We start from the raw sequence: 16,012 nt of genomic DNA on the forward strand, positions 1-16,012 counted from the left end.
TCTTAATGGATTTTTTGGTTTCACTGCATGCGATGTACATGCAACTTGCGCCCCTCGTCTTAGCTGCCATGCTGGGTTTGCTGTTGTGGCGCTACCCCAAAATTGCTATCTCGAGTATTTTCATTGTGTTTCTGCTCGATGCAGCCTTCCAAGGTCAACCTCCTGCAGTAGCAGTGGCAACTGCGAATATATATCCCGCTGATGCCGTCTCAGGTTTACTCCTGCTTATCGGAACAGTTCGGGCGCTACGACGAAGAATAAACTTTTCGACCTTGCTCGCATTAGGTCTTGTTGCGCTGTTTCTCGTCGCAGTCCTGCGTGGGCTGACGGACTTTGATTTTCAGAAAGTGGTGAACTCCGGGCGCCCTTACATCACGCTGCTTGGCATGCTGCTGTACTCGATCACGCTTCGCTGGGACGACTCAATGCTGCAGTGGTTTCTCCGCACTTGGGTACGCTTTGCCTTGGCCACGCTGGCCGTTGGCTTGGTGTGGTTTGTGCTGAACCTAGCAGGTGTAGCAACGTATTCTGAGTATCAGGGGACGTTTCGTTTCTTGGGGGCGGGGCAAGCGTTCTTTCTCGCGTCAGCTGGTTTGGTCACTCTGTACTTGCTGCGCACTAGCCCATGGTTGCGTTTTTCTCCATGGGTTCCTTACATCCTCCTTACTGCTGTAGTGATTTTGCAACATCGAACGGTATGGTTTGCAACTGTGGCAGCACTTCTTGTGTGGCTCCTAATCGAAAGACAAGGACGTGGGCGGCTCGTTACAGGTCTGAGCATTGCCGGCTTAATTGTCGTCGGGTTGCTCACATTCGCTTTTCCCGGACAATTGGGCGAGTCGTTGGAGAACTCGGCCACAAATACCAACACATTCCAATGGCGTTTTGATGGCTGGGTGCAATTGCTGAGTCCCACACGCTACACCGACATCGCGAATTACGCTGTAGGTCAACCAATGGGGGCAGGGTACGAACGGATGCTTTCAAACGGGGCGGTCGTTTTGGATAACCCGCACAATATGTACGTGCAACTCCTTGTAGATCTTGGCGGACTTGGCTTAGCAGTGTATCTCGCCCTGTTAATTGTCGCATTCCGCCAGATGGCCCGCTTGGCAGGTAAGAACTTGCTCTTCCGCCCACTACAATTTGTCCTTTTCGCACTGTTCGTCTATGGCGGAGCGTACTCCGCACCTTACTTTTTTGGGCTGTTTTTCGGATTGACAAGTTACGTACAGTTTACACAAAGAACTTCTCACTCCATACAACCCCAACATACCAAAGTAGGAGGTATGTCATGATACACGTAGCCGTCCTTCTCACCGTATTTAATCGCCGCGAAAAAACACTTTCGTGTCTCGAACGTCTATTTTCGCAAGACAGACCAAGCGTGCGCTTGACTGTCCATTTACTTGACGATGGTAGTACGGATGAAACTTCATCGGCCGTTCATGAACGCTTCCCAGAAGTTGTCGTGTTGCAAGGAGACGGCGGATGCTACTGGAATGGTGGAATGCGCCGTGCCTGGGAAGACGCAGTCGAACTTCAACCAGATTTCTTTTTGTGGCTTAACGACGACACAGAGCTAGACGCGGATGCACTCACAAAGCTGCTTCGCACCTCTGCCTTTTTTGCTGACCAAGCAATAGTAGTAGGGTCAACCCGCGATGCCCAGACCGGTGGCTTGACATACGGTGGCGTTGTCCGCCCTTATCCTTTGAAACCTTTGTACTTCGAACGCGTGACACCAAGCGACCGCCCTGGCTCAGCTGAAACGATGAATGGCAATTGCGTCTTAATTCCAGGGGCGGTAGCGAAAGCAGTGGGAAATTTGAGCCATGAGTTCTCTCACGGAATGGGAGATTTTGATTATGGCTTACGTGCGCGGCAGGAAGGTTTCGAGATTTGGGTTGCTCCAGGGTTTGTTGGCACCTGCAGCCGCAATCAAGAAGCTGGAACCTGGCAAGATCGGACTTTGCCACGTCGTGTTCGTTGGCAAAAGATCCGGAGTATTAAAGGCCTGCCGCCTCGGGAATGGATTCAATTTGCGCGACGCCACGCGGGCTTATTCTGGCCTCTTCACTGGGTTGCGCCATATGCACGTGTTTTGGTGTCTCCTCAACGGAGGACAAAGTGACACGTACTCCACGTCTGGCTCTCATGGTTAATATCATCGCTCCATACCGCCTGCCGATCTACAAAGCTTTGGGGCAAGCATTCGATTTAACGGTGTATATCTCTGGCAGTGAAGGTAATCGTTCAAAATGGGCAGGCACTATCACCGAGCTTGAACAGGCTGGCGTTCGCATAGTACGCCCTTGGGGGGTTACGTTTCAGCGCAGCGTGCGTCAGGGAGGCCGCGTGCAGGATTTGCGTTATCTACACATCACGCCTGGCTACCTTTCGGCCTTGTTTCGCGACCGTCCCGACGCTGTGATCACAAACGAACTCGGGACGCGTACAATTTTCGCCTTACTTTATGGTTTGCTCACACATCGACCGGTATGGGTTTGGTGGGGCGGTACACTTCACACAGAACGGGGACGCGGGCGGTTGAAGCGTATTTTGAGAGACATTCTCGTGCATTGGGTTCAGCGCTGGATCAGTTACGGGGAATCGTCCACGACATATCTGAGCAAATTAGGTGTACCGCGCGAGCATATCTTACAAATACAGAACGCGGTGAACGAGGCGACGTATTCAAAACCTGTGCCAGCCCTTATGACCATCCAACCAAGGCCCGTGCTGCTATACGTAGGACAGATGATTGGACGTAAAGGTGTGAGCGCCCTGATGGAATCCGCAGCGCGCATACAGCATGAAGGATATGTGTTTACCCTGCTGCTTGTTGGGGGTGGACCGGAACAGAAGGAACTAGAGCAGCTAGCAGCCGTCCTGAACTTACGGAACGTGCACTTTCTACCGCCGCAGGCGCCGGAAGGAATGCCTGCCGTCTATCGCTCCGCAGACTGTTTAGTATTCCCGACTCTCGAGGACGTGTGGGGCCTGGTAGTAAATGAGGCGCTTTGGTCGGGATTGACAGTACTCTCGTCCGTTTATGCGGGGTGCACCGAAGAGATCGTTCCAGAGCAAAACCGTTTTGATCCTCTTAATGCGGACGATTTTGATCGGGCATTGCGTCTAGCAGTGACCGGTGGTCTTGCGAAAGCAGACACAAGTCCTCTGCTTCCAACATCGGAAGTATCAGAGCGTATCGCGTCAGATATTCGTCGCAGATTGGGCGTATGAAAGTCACGCTAGTACACAACTACTACAAACAACCAGGAGGTGAAGACCGAGTCGTTGAGGCGGAAGCCGACTTACTGCGAGCTGCTGGTTGCGAAGTCGAATTTTACGTAGTGCGAAGTCAAGACGTAGGTGAAGGAGGGCTGGAGGTGGCCCGTAGAGTTCTCTGGAGCCGCCAAGATTATAAAGGCGTTCAAGCCGCGATTGACAGGTTCTCGCCAGACATCGTTCACGTTCACAACATTTTCCCCTTAATTTCCGTTGCTGCAGTGAAGGCGGCTAAAGCACGCGCCATGCCGCTCGTGCAAACGCTACACAACTACCGTCCTTTCTGCTTAAACGGAGTGTTGTACCGTGACGGTAGGGTTTGTACGGATTGCTTGCAAGGTCCGCCGCTTTCTGGGATCGTTCACTCTTGCTACCGAGGTTCACGCGTTCAATCGGTCGCTGCCGCTTTAGCAGGACGTTCTCAGGTTGCCTCCGGTTGGTTGGATGATGTCGACGTTTTTATCACATCATCAGAGTTCGCCCGGCAAATAAACATACGTTCGGGAGTTCCTGCCGAGAAGATTGTCGTCAAACCCAATCCGTCATTCGTGGAAGTAGCGGCGTCCATTCAGAACTCCATTCCTTCGCCTCCGACCTTTTTGTTCGTCGGACGTTTGGATGAGCGGAAGGGGGTTCGAACGATTGTTGAAGCGGCTAAAGCCATGCCGTATACCGTGAGGCTTGTCGGTGACGGCGACTTGCGTGCGGCGTTGGAGCAGACCGTCAAAGAGCATGGACTATCAAACGTAACTTTTCTTGGTTGGCGATCAAAGCAGCAAGTCGCATACGAAATGGCTTCCGCCACGGCCTTGATCGTAGCTTCGGAATTTTATGAAAGTTTCGGTAACGTTATCGTCGAGGCCTACGCACAGAGTCTGCCTGTTCTGAGTTCCGATATCGGAGCCCAAGCGACATTGGTCCGTCACGGGATGACAGGTCTACACTTTAAAACCGGTAATGCTGAAGATCTTGCCTCGAAGATGCGATTGATTGCATCGAATGATGATCTTTTGCGAACGCTGCGACGTCAGGCTGCTGAGGAATACCAAACGTTGTATACCCAACAGCGGAACGTGGAGCAGTTGCTCGGCATTTACCGGAGAGCTATCAAGCATAACGAGGAGCGTCAGGGCAAGAGATGAACATTTTGCAACACCGGTACATTTTGGGAATGCGCGTGGACGCGACAAGTTACGAGGACGCTGCGAAACGCATCCTAACGTGGGCGAAAGCGGGCGAGGAACGTCGTGTTGCCGTGGCAAACGTTCATATGACGATGGAGACGTATGACAACGTGCCCTTCCAAAGTGTCGTGAACAGTTCAGATCTTGTCACGCCAGACGGCATGCCGCTTATATGGGGTTTGAAGTTGCTGGGGGTGTCGGATGCTTCTCGCGTTTACGGGCCGACCCTAATGTTGCATGTCTGCGAGGCGGCAGTGCGTGAGGACATCCCCATTGGCCTGTACGGCGGCACGCCCGAAAGCCTGCACGACTTCAAAGCCTTCCTGCACCACAAGTTCTCTGGTATTCGGATAGCCTGCTCCATCGCTCCACCCTTTCGACCACTCACGACTGAAGAGGATGAAAGGCACACTCGCGAGATCGTAGAGTCCGGGGCACGCATTCTCTTTGTAGGCATCGGTTGCCCGAAACAGGAGTGGTGGATGTACGAGCACCATGACCGTTTGCCGCTGGTGATGTTGGGCGTGGGGGCGGCCTTTGACTTTTATTCAGGGCGGGTGCGGCAGGCACCTAGCATACTGCAGAAGCTGGGACTAGAATGGCTCTTTCGCCTGCTGATGGAACCAAAGCGTCTCTGGAAGCGCTATGCCCGTCATAATCCACGCTTTGTTGTCCTTTTCGCCATCCAACTTTTGAAGACTAAAATTCATCAGCACTATCTTAATAGGCACTAGTATGGTAGTAAGATGAAGAAGGCTTTACTTACGGGCATCACAGGCCAGGACGGCTCATACCTCGCCGAGCTACTGCTTTCCAAAGGCTATGAAGTGCACGGCATCATCCGCCGCGCCAGCTCCTTCAACACGGACCGCATCGACCACCTCTACCGCGACCCTCATGATCCTCAGGCGAAGATGTTCTTGCACTATGGTGACTTGGCAGACAGCAGCAACCTCCGTCTCCTAATCGAGCGCGTCTGCCCTGATGAGGTGTATAACCTCGGCGCGCAGTCACACGTCAAGGTCAGCTACGACCAGGCGGAGTACACGGCCGACATTACCGGCCTGGGCACCCTGCGCCTGCTGGAAGCCATCCGCGATTACCGCGACCGCACTGGCCACGCAGTGAAGTACTACCAGGCGAGCAGCTCAGAGATGTTTGGCGCGGCCAAGCCACCCCAGGGCCTCAACACCCCCTTTCACCCCCGCAGCCCTTATGCCGTGGCCAAGGTGTACAGCTTCTGGCAGACCGTGAACCACCGCGAGGCGTACGACCTGTACGCCTGCAACGGCATCCTCTTCAACCACGAATCTCCCCGGCGCGGTGAAACCTTCGTGACGCGCAAGATCACTCGCGCGGTAGCCCGCATCAAGATGAGCTTGCAGAAGAAGCTGTACCTGGGGAACCTGGAAGCCAAGCGCGACTGGGGGCACGCGCGGGATTACGTGGAGGCAATGTGGCTGATGCTGCAACAGGATGCGCCGCGTGATTACGTGATCGCCACGGGTGAGGCGTACAGCGTGAGGGAGTTCGCGGAACGGGCGTTCGCGCTGGTCGGCCTGGATTACCAGGAGTACGTGGAGATCGACCCACGCTACTTCCGTCCCGCCGAGGTGGATTACCTGCTGGGAGATGCAGAGGAAACCCAACAGCGACTCGGCTGGCAGCCAAAAACCACTTTTGAGGAACTGGTGCGCGAAATGGTAGACCACGACTTGGAGCTCGCCCGCCAGGAAAAAACGCTGATCAATGCAGGACACCAGATTGCCCTCAAAGGCATCAGCACGAACTGAAGGGTGCCAGCTGAATGGACAAGCACGCAAAAATATTCGTTGCTGGGCATCGGGGCATGGTGGGCGGCGCTATTCTTCGACGCTTGCAGGCCGAGGGATACACCAACATCATCACACGCGCCAGTAGCCAGCTGGATTTACGGAACCAGACGGCAGTCCGTGAGGTTCTCGAGGCTGAGCGGCCCGAGTATGTCTTCCTGGCGGCGGCCAAAGTGGGGGGCATCCTGGCAAACAGCACCTACCCCGCTGATTTCCTGTACGACAACCTGATGATCGCCACCAATGTGATTCATGGCTCGTACGAAGTGGGCGTGCGGAAACTCCTGAATCTGGGAAGCAGTTGTATCTACCCGAAGCTCGCCCCGCAGCCACTACGCGAGGAGTACCTCCTCACGGGGCCGCTGGAAGCGACAAACCGTGCGTACGCCGTGGCGAAGATTGCCGCGATTGAGTTGTGTGATCACTACCGCGCCCAGTACGGGTGTGACTTCATCAGCGCCATGCCGACCAATCTGTATGGTCCGGGGGACAACTTCGACCTGCAGAACTCGCACGTCTTGCCCGCCTTGATTCGCAAAATGGTGGACGCCAAGGAGCAGGCGAAACAGGTCGTAGACATCTGGGGTTCCGGCTCGCCATTGCGCGAGTTCCTGCATGTGGACGACCTGGCAGATGCCTGCCTGTTCCTGATGCAGCACGTGAGCGAACCCGGCCCGATCAACGTGGGAACGGGCGTGGACCTCTCGATTCGCGATCTGGCTCTGCTTGTGCGGGATGTCGTGGGCTACGATGGAGCACTCGCGTTCGACGCCAGCAAACCTGATGGCACACCACGCAAACTGATGGACGTGAGTAAGCTGCGTGAGCTGGGCTGGACAGCACGCATCGATTTGCGCGAAGGGATTGAGCAGACGCTGGAATGGTATCTGACGCACCGCGACTCAGAACTGGTCCGGCATTGAATTCGGCTCTTTAGCGGACGATGCTGCCCCCACTCGCAGACAAAGACTGCCGGAAGCGTACGCTTCCGGCAGTCTTTTGCTTTCCATGCCCCGTTAAGCGAAGCGCACCAGCTCCGGGTGTTCTTTAAGTCGTTTGACGACCTGTTTGATGTCCTGCGTTCGGTCCTTGCGAACCACCAGCGTGATATCAGGCGTCCTGATGACAACGACGTCTTCGAGGCCGATGGTGGCGATCAGGTCGTCACTGTTGGTGGTGTAGAGGATGGCACCGTCCGTGTCGAGCCCAACGTGACGTCCTACGGCGACGTTCGATCCTACACCGCGCAGAAGTCTTTCCAGCGCGTTCCAGTCTCCCAGATCATCCCAGCCGAAGTTGGCTGGGATGATCTGCACATTCTTTGCACGCTCCAAAATGGCGTAGTCAATGCTGATCTTCTCCAGCGCTGGAAATACCTCGCGTACCTTACCTCGAGATTGCAGCGCCTCGCTGAGCGCCTGGTACATCGGGGGCTGCAACTCTCTATAAGCGTTGAGGATACTGTCTACCTTCCAGACGAACATGCCCGAATTCCAGCAATAGTGCCCTTGCTGCAGGAATTCCTCGGCGGTTCCTCGGTCAGGTTTCTCGCGAAAACATGTCACGGTGTTGATGGGAAATTCGCCATCTTCGACCCGGTCACCGTTCTCGATGTAGCCGTAGCCGGTGGAAGGAAAGGTAGGCGTAATGCCGAGGGTGACGAGGCTGTCGTACATCTCTGCCGCGTGTCGGGCGCGTTCGATCACCCGGTGGAAGCCTTGGGTGTCCGTGATGCGGTGATCGGCTGGGAAGACGCCCATCACGCCGTTGGGGTCATGCTGAGCGATCCGCAGGGCGGCATACAGAACGGCGGGGGCGGTGTCACGCGCCACCGGTTCGACGATCAGGTTTTCGATGGATAGGTCGGGCAATTGGTCGAGGACTTGACTCCGGTACTCACCGCTGGTGATCACGTACAAGTTGTCAAGGCTGCCATTGATGCCACTGAGGCGCCGCGCAGTAGCTTGCAGGAGGCTCTCGCCGCTGGTGTCAAGGGTGAGGAACTGTTTGGGTTTGGCACGGCGTGAAAGGGGCCAGAAGCGTTCCCCACTACCACCCGCCAGAATGACCGGATAGAAGACTGGGCTCACTGCGTCCCAGCCCCTGGATAGACCACATAGTGAAAAAGCGGGGTCACCTGTGCGCGCATTTGAGTAAGCCTTTCAGTTGGTTGCCAGCAATCCACGCTTTGCTCCTTCGTCTCTTTGATCTTCAGCAAGGGTCTGCTTGACTGCCTTGTGGGAAAGCGACATCGGTACACCAGCCAGGGCAAAGACGGTCAACATAGTGCCGGGGATCGCCGTGAGGTGGCTGTCGTAGAACCCGGTGCAGAGATAGGCGGCAAGACAACTGAACCAGGCGAGAGCGGTCAAGGTTGATGGCCGCGTCAGGATACTCGTGGCGAGAAACAGCAGGAACAGCACGAGGCCGGGAGTCCCGAGTTCCGCGAGCATCTGGTAGTAATCGCTGTGCGCGTAATTCACGAAGGCATGATCTACGCTTCCAGGCACATCTTCCTTAGGCCGACGGTATTGCTGAAACTCGGTTGGGTACTGACCCAGGCCCACGCCGAAAGTGGGGTGAGCTCTCCAAAGCTGTTCGCCAAAATAGTGAATGGCGTATCGGGTCTGCAGGAAGCCTTCCAGATTTTGGCTTTTTATGCCCAGTTGCTGCTTGTGCGCGGCAAACAGCGCCTGTCCATGCACCGTACCCAGCAGGTAGGCGCCACCCGCCGCGCCAGAAATAGCCATGACGGTAAGCACTGCACCAAGCCACACGCGCTTCGTCCACGCCCAGACGACCAGTGGCAGGACCGCCGCGAGCATGACCGCCGGGATAGAGCTGCCGTCGGTCTTGAGGTTAACGTACTGAACTCCAACCGCCAGCGCGAGCAGGGGCAGCGTGTGCCAACCTACGCGGGTGCAGAGCACCACCGTACTCACCACCGCTGCCACGCCAACCAGGTAACCGCTGAAGTGACTGGGGTGGAAGTACGGGCCGGTCAAGTACTGTTCGGGCGTGCCGGGCAACGCCTGGTAACCGGGCAGGATCACTCCTCTCTGCTGCAGCAGGGCGATCACGACGGCAGCCGCGCCGCTCAGCAGCAGGGTGGTCAGCACGGCCTGCTGCCGGCGGTGGGTGGTGGCCAGCAGGTGCAGGCTCAGCGCCACACCCAGGACGGCGGTCCAGACACCCGCCCAGCGTTGCGCTTCCAACTGGTATGGCGCCCAGGTGGTGCTGGCCCAGATCCAGCCCAGCAGGACGAGGGCGGCCAGCACCCACCAGGGATTGGCGATCTGCACTTGCCCACGCAGACCCACCGTGAACAGCGTCAGGGTGAAGGTGACGCAGCCCAGCAGAATCAGTCCGCTGAAGCCCCAAGTGAAGGTACTGCCCTGCGCCAGCGGGCCCCAGGCGAGCGTCAGCAGGGCGAGGGCCAGGCTCAGCTGTTCCAGCAAGCGGGTCAGATGGGGTTTCATGGCGTCGCCAATCGTTTCACGCCGTCCACGCAGGCACGAACGGGATTGAGCTTCTCACAGCGCGCGTAGGCGGTTCGGGCGTCTGCAGGCCGCTGGAGGGCTTCCAGGTAACGGGCGCGCTCCAGCCAGTAGCCAGCATGATTCGGGTCATGCTTGAAGGCCGGTTCGAGCAGTTTCAGCGCGTGGGCGTACTGTTCCTTGAAGCTGTACATGCGGGCGTGCTCATAGGCCGGTTCGGCCCAGTGCGGGCTGAGCTGCGACGCGCGCTTAAAGGCCGAGTCGGCTTCCCGTTTCAGTTCGGGAGTGCCGCGAAAGGTCCACAGGGCACGGGCTCCCTTGGCGAGAGCGAGCTGCAGCTCGGCGTCCTGCGGACTGAGCGCCGCCGCGGCCCGCCTGGTCGCCTGAGCCTGGTCAAACTGAAATTCCTGCTGCTGTGCCTCTGCGAGCGCCGTGAGCTGCTGTGCGCGCAGCTCGGTGATGGCCAGGCTGGCCATCCACAGCAGGGGAACGGTCAAGGGTACCGCCAGATACCAGGGAAAAGGATAGGTACGCATGGTGTCCTCGATCTGGGTGGGCAAAGTTTTTCTGCCCATCCGGTAAAGGAAAGATTAACGCTCCTGGCGAATCTGGAGTTGAGAATTTGATCCAGGCCTCGAGGGCTGCAGGGAACCTGCTCAACCAAAAACGGCTTCAAAGCGCAATGTTGGCGAGCTGGCAGTACTGGTCCACAAAGCCGGCCAAATATACTTAACCAGAAGCAGGATGAGAGCATTATGCTGCTTGGGTAAACAGCGGATGCTCGGTGTTTCAGCCGAGCGTGCCCCAGGAGCCAGCGATGACCGTCCTTGTACAATCCACCACGCCGGGCGACACCCGCGCCTTTCGCTTCTACCGTCGTCGGGCCCTCAACGTCGCGGTTCTGCTGGCAGGTGACCTGCTGGCCCTCAAGCTGGCGCTGTTGCTGGCGGCAGTGGTGAAGGGAGCGCTGCTTCACCGGTTCGTCGGCCCCGAGTGGGACTGGGTCGTGCTGCTGCTGTGGCCCTTGGGTGCCGCCGCCGCGCGGCTCACTCCCGGCTGGGGCCTGGGCGCACCGGAAGAAATGCGCCGCCTCACGCAACTGCTGCTGATCGTGCTGCTCACCCGCAGCCTCACCTACGCCCTGACCGAGGCAGGCTCGCTCAACGCGGCGCTGGCCCTGCTGGTCAACTTCGCCATCGCTTGGCCGCTCATCCTGCTGGCGCGCAGCTTCGGCAAAACCTTGCTGATTCGCATCGGTCAATGGGGCTTGCCCACCGTCATCTACGGTGGTGGAGCCACCGGAGCGCAGGTCGTGCGCGCCCTGCAGGACAACCCGGGGTTCGGGTACGTCCCGGTGGGTGTGTTTGATGATGACCCCTCGCTGCAAGGACAGACGGTCGCGGGTGTTCCAGTGCTCGGCCGAACGCACGACACCACCCTCGCAGCGCCCATGGCCATTCTCGCCATGCCTGGAGCGCCGCGTACACAGATGCAGGCCCTGCTCGATGACAACCTGCGGGTGTACCGGCAGGTGGTGATCATTCCCGACTTGTTCGGCGTGCAGTCGCTGTGGGTGCGGACGCGCGACCTGGCGGGCACGCTGGGGCTGGAACTGACCAACACGCTCCTCGGTTCGGGCGCGGTCGCGCTGAAACGCGTGTTCGACGTGCTGGTCACGCTGCTCACCCTGCCGCTGTGGCTGCCGCTGTGCCTGCTGATCGCCGGACTGATCTGGCTGGAGGACCGCGCCAACCCATTCTTTGTGCAGGAGCGGGTGGGCCGTGGCGGCCGGATGTTCCGCACCTGGAAGTTCCGCACCATGCTGCCCAACGCCGAGGAAGTCCTTCAGCGCAAACTCGCCGAGGATGCCGCCATGCGGAGCGAGTGGGAAGCCGGCTTCAAGCTGCGTCATGACCCGCGCATCACGCGGGTGGGCGCTGTACTGCGCAAAACCAGTCTCGACGAGCTACCGCAACTCGGCAACGTCCTGCGCGGTGAGATGAGCCTGGTCGGGCCGCGTCCTCTCCCCTCTTACCACGCCCGGGAGCTGCCAAACTGTGTCCAGCGGCTTCGCGCGGAAGTGCTGCCGGGCATGACCGGCCTGTGGCAGGTGTCCGGTCGTTCGGACACCGGCACCGCCGGGATGGAACGCTGGGACAGCTACTACGTGCGCAACTGGAGCCTCTGGCTGGATTTCATGATTCTGGTGCGCACGGTGCGGGTGGTGCTGCGTGGCTCGGGTGCCTACTGACGCTGTGTGATGGTACTGATCGGCCAGTTCGTCTCATCTCAGTATGAGAGCCCGTGCTAGAATGAGACATTCGTTAGATTGGTTTTAACGGGAGCCCATGTGAAGAATGTCCTACTGCTGACCGCCGCCGCGCTCGTCGCCTCCTCTCCCGCCTTCGCTCAAGCCAAGGCCCTCACCGGCTACGCCACCCTGCTGGCCATCGCCCAGGCGCGCGGCGTGCAACTGAACCTCGCCACCCTCCAGAGCGTGCGCCCCAGCACCGCCCAGTTCAGCACGCTGGCCGGACAGCTGCGCATTTCGGCAGAAGTCGTCGCTCAACTGCTGACTTACGGCAACACCGCCGCCCCCACCAATCTGGTCACCCGCGCCGCGCTGGAAGCCGCCACCGGCAAGACGTTCACAGGTAACGCCGTGAACAACTTCCTGGCCCAGAACCCTTCGCTGGCCACCAACACCCCGGACGGCCTCAGCAAACTGCTCAGCGACCCCGCCGCCCTCACCGCGGCCAACAAAGCGGCCGAAGACGCACAAAAAGCCGTCACGCCGACCAAACCCGGCTGAAGCCAAACCAGTCAAAGAAGAGCGGCCCGAGGGCTGCTCTTCCTGTTGTCGTACCCAGGCCCAAGAGAAGCAGGCGTGGCAGAGAGAACGTCGAACACTGGCCTGCACCGCAAGAAGAAGGCGCCCTTTCGGGCGCCTTGGCTGCTCTCCTCAATTACCGGGTGGCGTCGGTGATGGCCGCGCGAACCACGTCGGGACTCAGGCTGCTCTGCGCGCTCAGGCGAGCTTCGGTCAGCGCCTGCTGCGCGGCGGTCTGCGCGGTCAGGTAGGCCGCGCTGGGCGTGGCTTGCGGCCGGATGCTGGGGCTGGTCTCTACCTGCACGAAGGCGAATCCGGCCGCCTGGTCGGTGCCGGTTTCGTTGGTCCACAAGCCTTTTCCGGCGATGACGGCCTGCTTGTTCACCACTTCGACTTTGCCGTCGAGGTCGGTCATGAAAAAGCGGGTGGGGCTGCTGCCGCGCGGAACGCTGCTGTCGCTGAAGGGCACCATGCCGGAAGCCAGTGCCGAGCCGGAGCTGGTCTTCAGGGTGCCCATGATGCCGGCGCCCTGTTCGCTGTCGGTGCTGCACGACTGGCTGTAGCACCAGGCCATCACGCCACCGCTGGCGTTGACGTAGGTGGTGCTTTTGTATTTGCTGCTGAAGCTGGCGACACCGTAGCGCCGGGTGCCATCGTTGAGCGAGGCCACTATGACCCAGTCGCCGTAGTACGGCACCAGGGTGCTGTTTTGCTCGACGGTGTTCATGTTGGGGTTATAGGGGTAGGTGGGCGCCGGAGCGCCACCGCACGAAGCGAGGGTGGTTGCGAGCAGGCCGGCGATCAGGGGTTTCTTCACGTTTTTCTCCGATCTCATCATAAACTATTCATCTTCATGAGGCCGCGATTGTCTCCCAGGTGCAGGGTGGTTTGACGGGCCTCCTCATAAGGATGACTTCTCATCGGTCCGCCCTTGCGGGCGGACCGGCGGTTCAGCCCGAGTTCAGCGGCGCACGATAATGGTCGTGGCGCTCACGCTGTTTCCGGCGAGGTCGATGGCGGTGACGGTAAGGGTGGTGCCGACTGGCACGTTCTTGAGGTTGTGCTGCAAACTGGTGCCGCTGAGCGAGCCTTTGATGCTCACGTCGGTATTCTTGCCGTCCACGCTGTACGACAGGCGCACGTCACCGATGCCGGCGGTGGCGCCCACCGGCGCAGTGTCACTGATGGTCGCGCTAATTGCGGTGTTGCGGCTCTTGCCTTTGGCAATCGCGCTGAGGCCGCTGATAGTCGGCGCGATCGAGTCGCTGGCGCTGAGCGAGAAGGTGCTGGTCTGACGGGCAACGTTGTTCGCCGCGTCGTAAGCCTGCAAGGTGAGGGTGTTGCTGCCGGGGACCAGACCGCTGACGGTCGCGTCGAAGGTGGCGTCCTGGGCACTGCCGCTCAGCAGCAGCTCGCTTTCATTGCTGCCGTTGAGTTGGTAGGTCACGCGGGTCACGCCGACCAGGTCACTCGCTTGACCGCTGATGCGCAGGGTCGGCGTGTCGCTGCCCGCCCCGAGGACTTCGGTCACGACGTTGCTGAAGCTGGGGGCGCCCACGTCCGGCGCGGTGATGGTGACGGTGGCGGTGGCGGTGTTGCCCTGGGCGTCCTGCGCGGTGAGCAGAATGCTGTTCTCGCCGTCCTGCAAGGCGTCCACCAGGATATCCAGGCTGCTGGTGATCGGCGAGACCGTCACGGCCGGCGCGCCGTTGAGGCTGTAGGTGAGGCTGGTGACGCCGACGTTGTCGCTCAGCGTGCCGGTGATGCGCCCGTCATAGCCACCGTCGACGCTGACGATCGCCGCGCCTGCCAGGTCACTGCCGAACACCGGTGCCAGCGAATCGGGAATCTGCACGTTGATCTGCATGTCGCCGCTGGTCGCGACGTTGCCGACCTGATCAAAGGCTTTGGCGTTGAAGGTCACCGTGCCGTTGTCGGCGAAGGTGAAGCTGGCGCTGTACTCGTACGGCGCGCTGGCATCCGTCGCTACGAGCACGCCGTTGCGGTAGAACTCCACGTAATTCACCCCGGTGCCGCCCTCGTTGTCCTGCGCGGCGGCCGTGAGGGTCAGGCTGCCTTCACTCGTGACGGTCGGGCTGGACGAGCTGAGGCTGACCGTCGGGGCGGTGGTGTCAATCGCCACGGTGACGCGGGCGGCGTCGCTGATGGTGTGGTTGCCGGCGACGTCGAAGGCTTTGGCGGTGTAGTCGTACGTACCGTTCTGGCTGTTGGCGCTGAACTCCGCTGCCGCCGTCCAGCCGTCGCTGCCGTTCGTGTCGGTGCCCAGCAGGGCGCCGTTCTGGTAGAACTCCACTTTGCTGACAGAGCGGTTGTCGGTGGCGTCCGCGGTGATTTCCACCTGACCGGCGGCGGTGAGCGAGGCGGGAGAAGCGGTGACGCTGACGCTGGGGGCGACGTCGTCGATGTCGACGGTGACGTTGACCGCGTTGCTGGGAACGCTGGCTTTGCCGGCGGCGGTGAAGGCCACGGCGGTGTAGACGTGGGTGCCGTTGTCGGCGGCGCTGAACTCGATGGTCTTGGCGAAGCCGTCCTGGGGCGTGAAATCCCCGGTCCCGACCTGCACGCCGTTGTCGTAGAAGAAGACGTGATCGACGGCGCCTTCGGCGGTGACCTTCAGCAGCACGCTTCCGCCGCGCTGGGTGACCGGCCCGTCGCCCTCGCGCGACAGCACGACGTTGGTCGGCGCGGGCACGTCGACCGGCAGGCCGGGAATGTTGACGTTGACGCTGAGGGTGTTGCTGGGCGCGCTGGCGTTGCCGGCCGCGTCGTAGGCGCGGGCGCTGTACTGGTGGCTGGACTGGTTGCCGGCGGCGAAATCGACGCTGGCGGTGAAGCCGTCGTCCGGGGTGGTGTCCTCGGCGATTTTGGTGGCGCCGTCATAAAACTCGACCCGGGTGACCTTGACGTTGTCCTGGGCAGCAACGCTGAGGCCCAGCGGCCCTGCCCGGGTGATGGGATCCGTCAGGGGCGCAGTGCTGGAGAGAACCACCTTGGTGGGCGCGTGACGGTCGAGCACGGTGATGCTGAGGGTGTATTTTTTGGAGGGATTGCCGGCCGAGTCGAACACCGTGACCTTGATGGTGTGCGGACCGGGCTTGAGGCTGCTGGGCAGGGGAATGGTGTAGGGCCCTTTGCCGCTCACCTTGAGGGTGATGACCGGTCCGGTGTCGATGCTGTACTCGAGCTTGCTGATGCCAACGTTGTCGGACGCGAGGATGGTGGCCTGACCGGTCTGGGCGTCGTAGGTGACGCTGCCGACCGTGGGGAGCTGGCCGTCCTGAGGGGCGCCTTGACCGCAGGCCGCGAGGATGAGCGCAAGGGTCAAGGCCGCCACCGACAGTGAAACCTTTTTCATGA

At 59.7% G+C, this 16,012-nt stretch carries 14 protein-coding genes; 9 read left to right on the plus strand and 5 right to left on the minus strand.

The window, feature by feature from the left end:
- Positions 1–5 precede the first annotated feature (5 nt).
- Genes DEIPE_RS20225 through DEIPE_RS20245 form a run of 7 tightly spaced genes read left to right on the plus strand, consistent with a single transcriptional unit; the run spans position 6 to position 7,230 of the window.
- Entirely contained in the window at positions 6–1,298 is a 1,293-nt protein-coding gene (locus DEIPE_RS20225) for an O-antigen ligase family protein (protein WP_015231415.1), read from the plus strand.
- Entirely contained in the window at positions 1,295–2,134 is an 840-nt protein-coding gene (locus DEIPE_RS23435) for a glycosyltransferase family 2 protein (protein WP_015231416.1), read from the plus strand. The genes DEIPE_RS20225 and DEIPE_RS23435 overlap by 4 nt, the downstream gene beginning before the upstream one ends.
- On the plus strand, positions 2,131–3,246 hold the full coding sequence (locus DEIPE_RS23440) for a glycosyltransferase family 4 protein (RefSeq protein WP_015231417.1): 1,116 nt from the start codon (positions 2,131–2,133) through the stop codon (positions 3,244–3,246). The genes DEIPE_RS23435 and DEIPE_RS23440 overlap by 4 nt, the downstream gene beginning before the upstream one ends.
- Positions 3,243–4,433: a glycosyltransferase family 4 protein gene (locus tag DEIPE_RS23445; RefSeq protein WP_015231418.1), complete on the plus strand. Its 1,191-nt coding sequence runs from the start codon at positions 3,243–3,245 to the stop codon at positions 4,431–4,433. Before DEIPE_RS23440 ends, DEIPE_RS23445 begins: the two co-directional genes overlap by 4 nt.
- Positions 4,430–5,209, plus strand: a complete 780-nt coding sequence (locus DEIPE_RS20235; RefSeq protein ID WP_015231419.1) for a WecB/TagA/CpsF family glycosyltransferase — start codon at positions 4,430–4,432, stop codon at positions 5,207–5,209. The genes DEIPE_RS23445 and DEIPE_RS20235 overlap by 4 nt, the downstream gene beginning before the upstream one ends.
- A 12-nt stretch (positions 5,210–5,221) precedes the next feature.
- A complete protein-coding gene (gene gmd, locus DEIPE_RS20240) occupies positions 5,222–6,268 on the plus strand; it encodes a GDP-mannose 4,6-dehydratase (RefSeq protein WP_015231420.1) in 1,047 nt (348 codons plus the stop codon).
- Between the two features lie 14 nt (positions 6,269–6,282).
- The gene (locus DEIPE_RS20245) at positions 6,283–7,230 is read left to right on the plus strand and encodes a GDP-L-fucose synthase family protein (protein ID WP_015231421.1); all 948 of its coding nucleotides are present in this window, start codon (positions 6,283–6,285) and stop codon (positions 7,228–7,230) included.
- A 93-nt stretch (positions 7,231–7,323) separates the two neighbouring features.
- Here the strand turns inward: DEIPE_RS20245 and DEIPE_RS20250 are convergent, their stop codons facing one another.
- The 3 genes from DEIPE_RS20250 to DEIPE_RS20260 form a co-directional block, all read right to left on the minus strand.
- The gene (locus DEIPE_RS20250) at positions 7,324–8,397 is read right to left on the minus strand and encodes a mannose-1-phosphate guanylyltransferase (protein WP_015231422.1); all 1,074 of its coding nucleotides are present in this window, start codon (positions 8,395–8,397) and stop codon (positions 7,324–7,326) included.
- 72 nt (positions 8,398–8,469) lie between these two features.
- Entirely contained in the window at positions 8,470–9,786 is a 1,317-nt protein-coding gene (locus tag DEIPE_RS20255) for an O-antigen ligase family protein (protein ID WP_015231423.1), read from the minus strand.
- The gene (locus tag DEIPE_RS20260) at positions 9,783–10,379 is read right to left on the minus strand and encodes a tetratricopeptide repeat protein (RefSeq protein WP_015231424.1); all 597 of its coding nucleotides are present in this window, start codon (positions 10,377–10,379) and stop codon (positions 9,783–9,785) included. Before DEIPE_RS20260 ends, DEIPE_RS20255 begins: the two co-directional genes overlap by 4 nt.
- Before the next feature lie 242 nt (positions 10,380–10,621).
- Between DEIPE_RS20260 and wbaP the strand changes: the two genes are divergently transcribed.
- Both wbaP and DEIPE_RS20270 read left to right on the plus strand, forming a co-directional pair.
- Positions 10,622–12,055, plus strand: a complete 1,434-nt coding sequence (wbaP, locus tag DEIPE_RS20265) for an undecaprenyl-phosphate galactose phosphotransferase WbaP (protein WP_015231425.1) — start codon at positions 10,622–10,624, stop codon at positions 12,053–12,055.
- 99 nt (positions 12,056–12,154) lie between these two features.
- Positions 12,155–12,616, plus strand: coding sequence for a hypothetical protein (locus DEIPE_RS20270; RefSeq protein ID WP_015231426.1), 462 nt, complete (start codon positions 12,155–12,157; stop codon positions 12,614–12,616).
- Between the two features lie 154 nt (positions 12,617–12,770).
- Here the strand turns inward: DEIPE_RS20270 and DEIPE_RS20275 are convergent, their stop codons facing one another.
- Positions 12,771–13,451, minus strand: a complete 681-nt coding sequence (locus tag DEIPE_RS20275; protein WP_157449111.1) for a hypothetical protein — start codon at positions 13,449–13,451, stop codon at positions 12,771–12,773.
- 144 nt (positions 13,452–13,595) lie between these two features.
- Positions 13,596–16,010 carry an Ig-like domain-containing protein gene (locus DEIPE_RS22730; protein ID WP_015231428.1) on the minus strand — a complete coding sequence of 805 codons (2,415 nt, stop codon included), beginning with the start codon at positions 16,008–16,010 and terminating at the stop codon, positions 13,596–13,598.
- Between the last annotated feature and the right edge of the window lie 2 nt (positions 16,011–16,012).

The organism is Deinococcus peraridilitoris DSM 19664, assembly GCF_000317835.1.
GTDB lineage: Bacteria > Deinococcota > Deinococci > Deinococcales > Deinococcaceae > Deinococcus_A > Deinococcus_A peraridilitoris.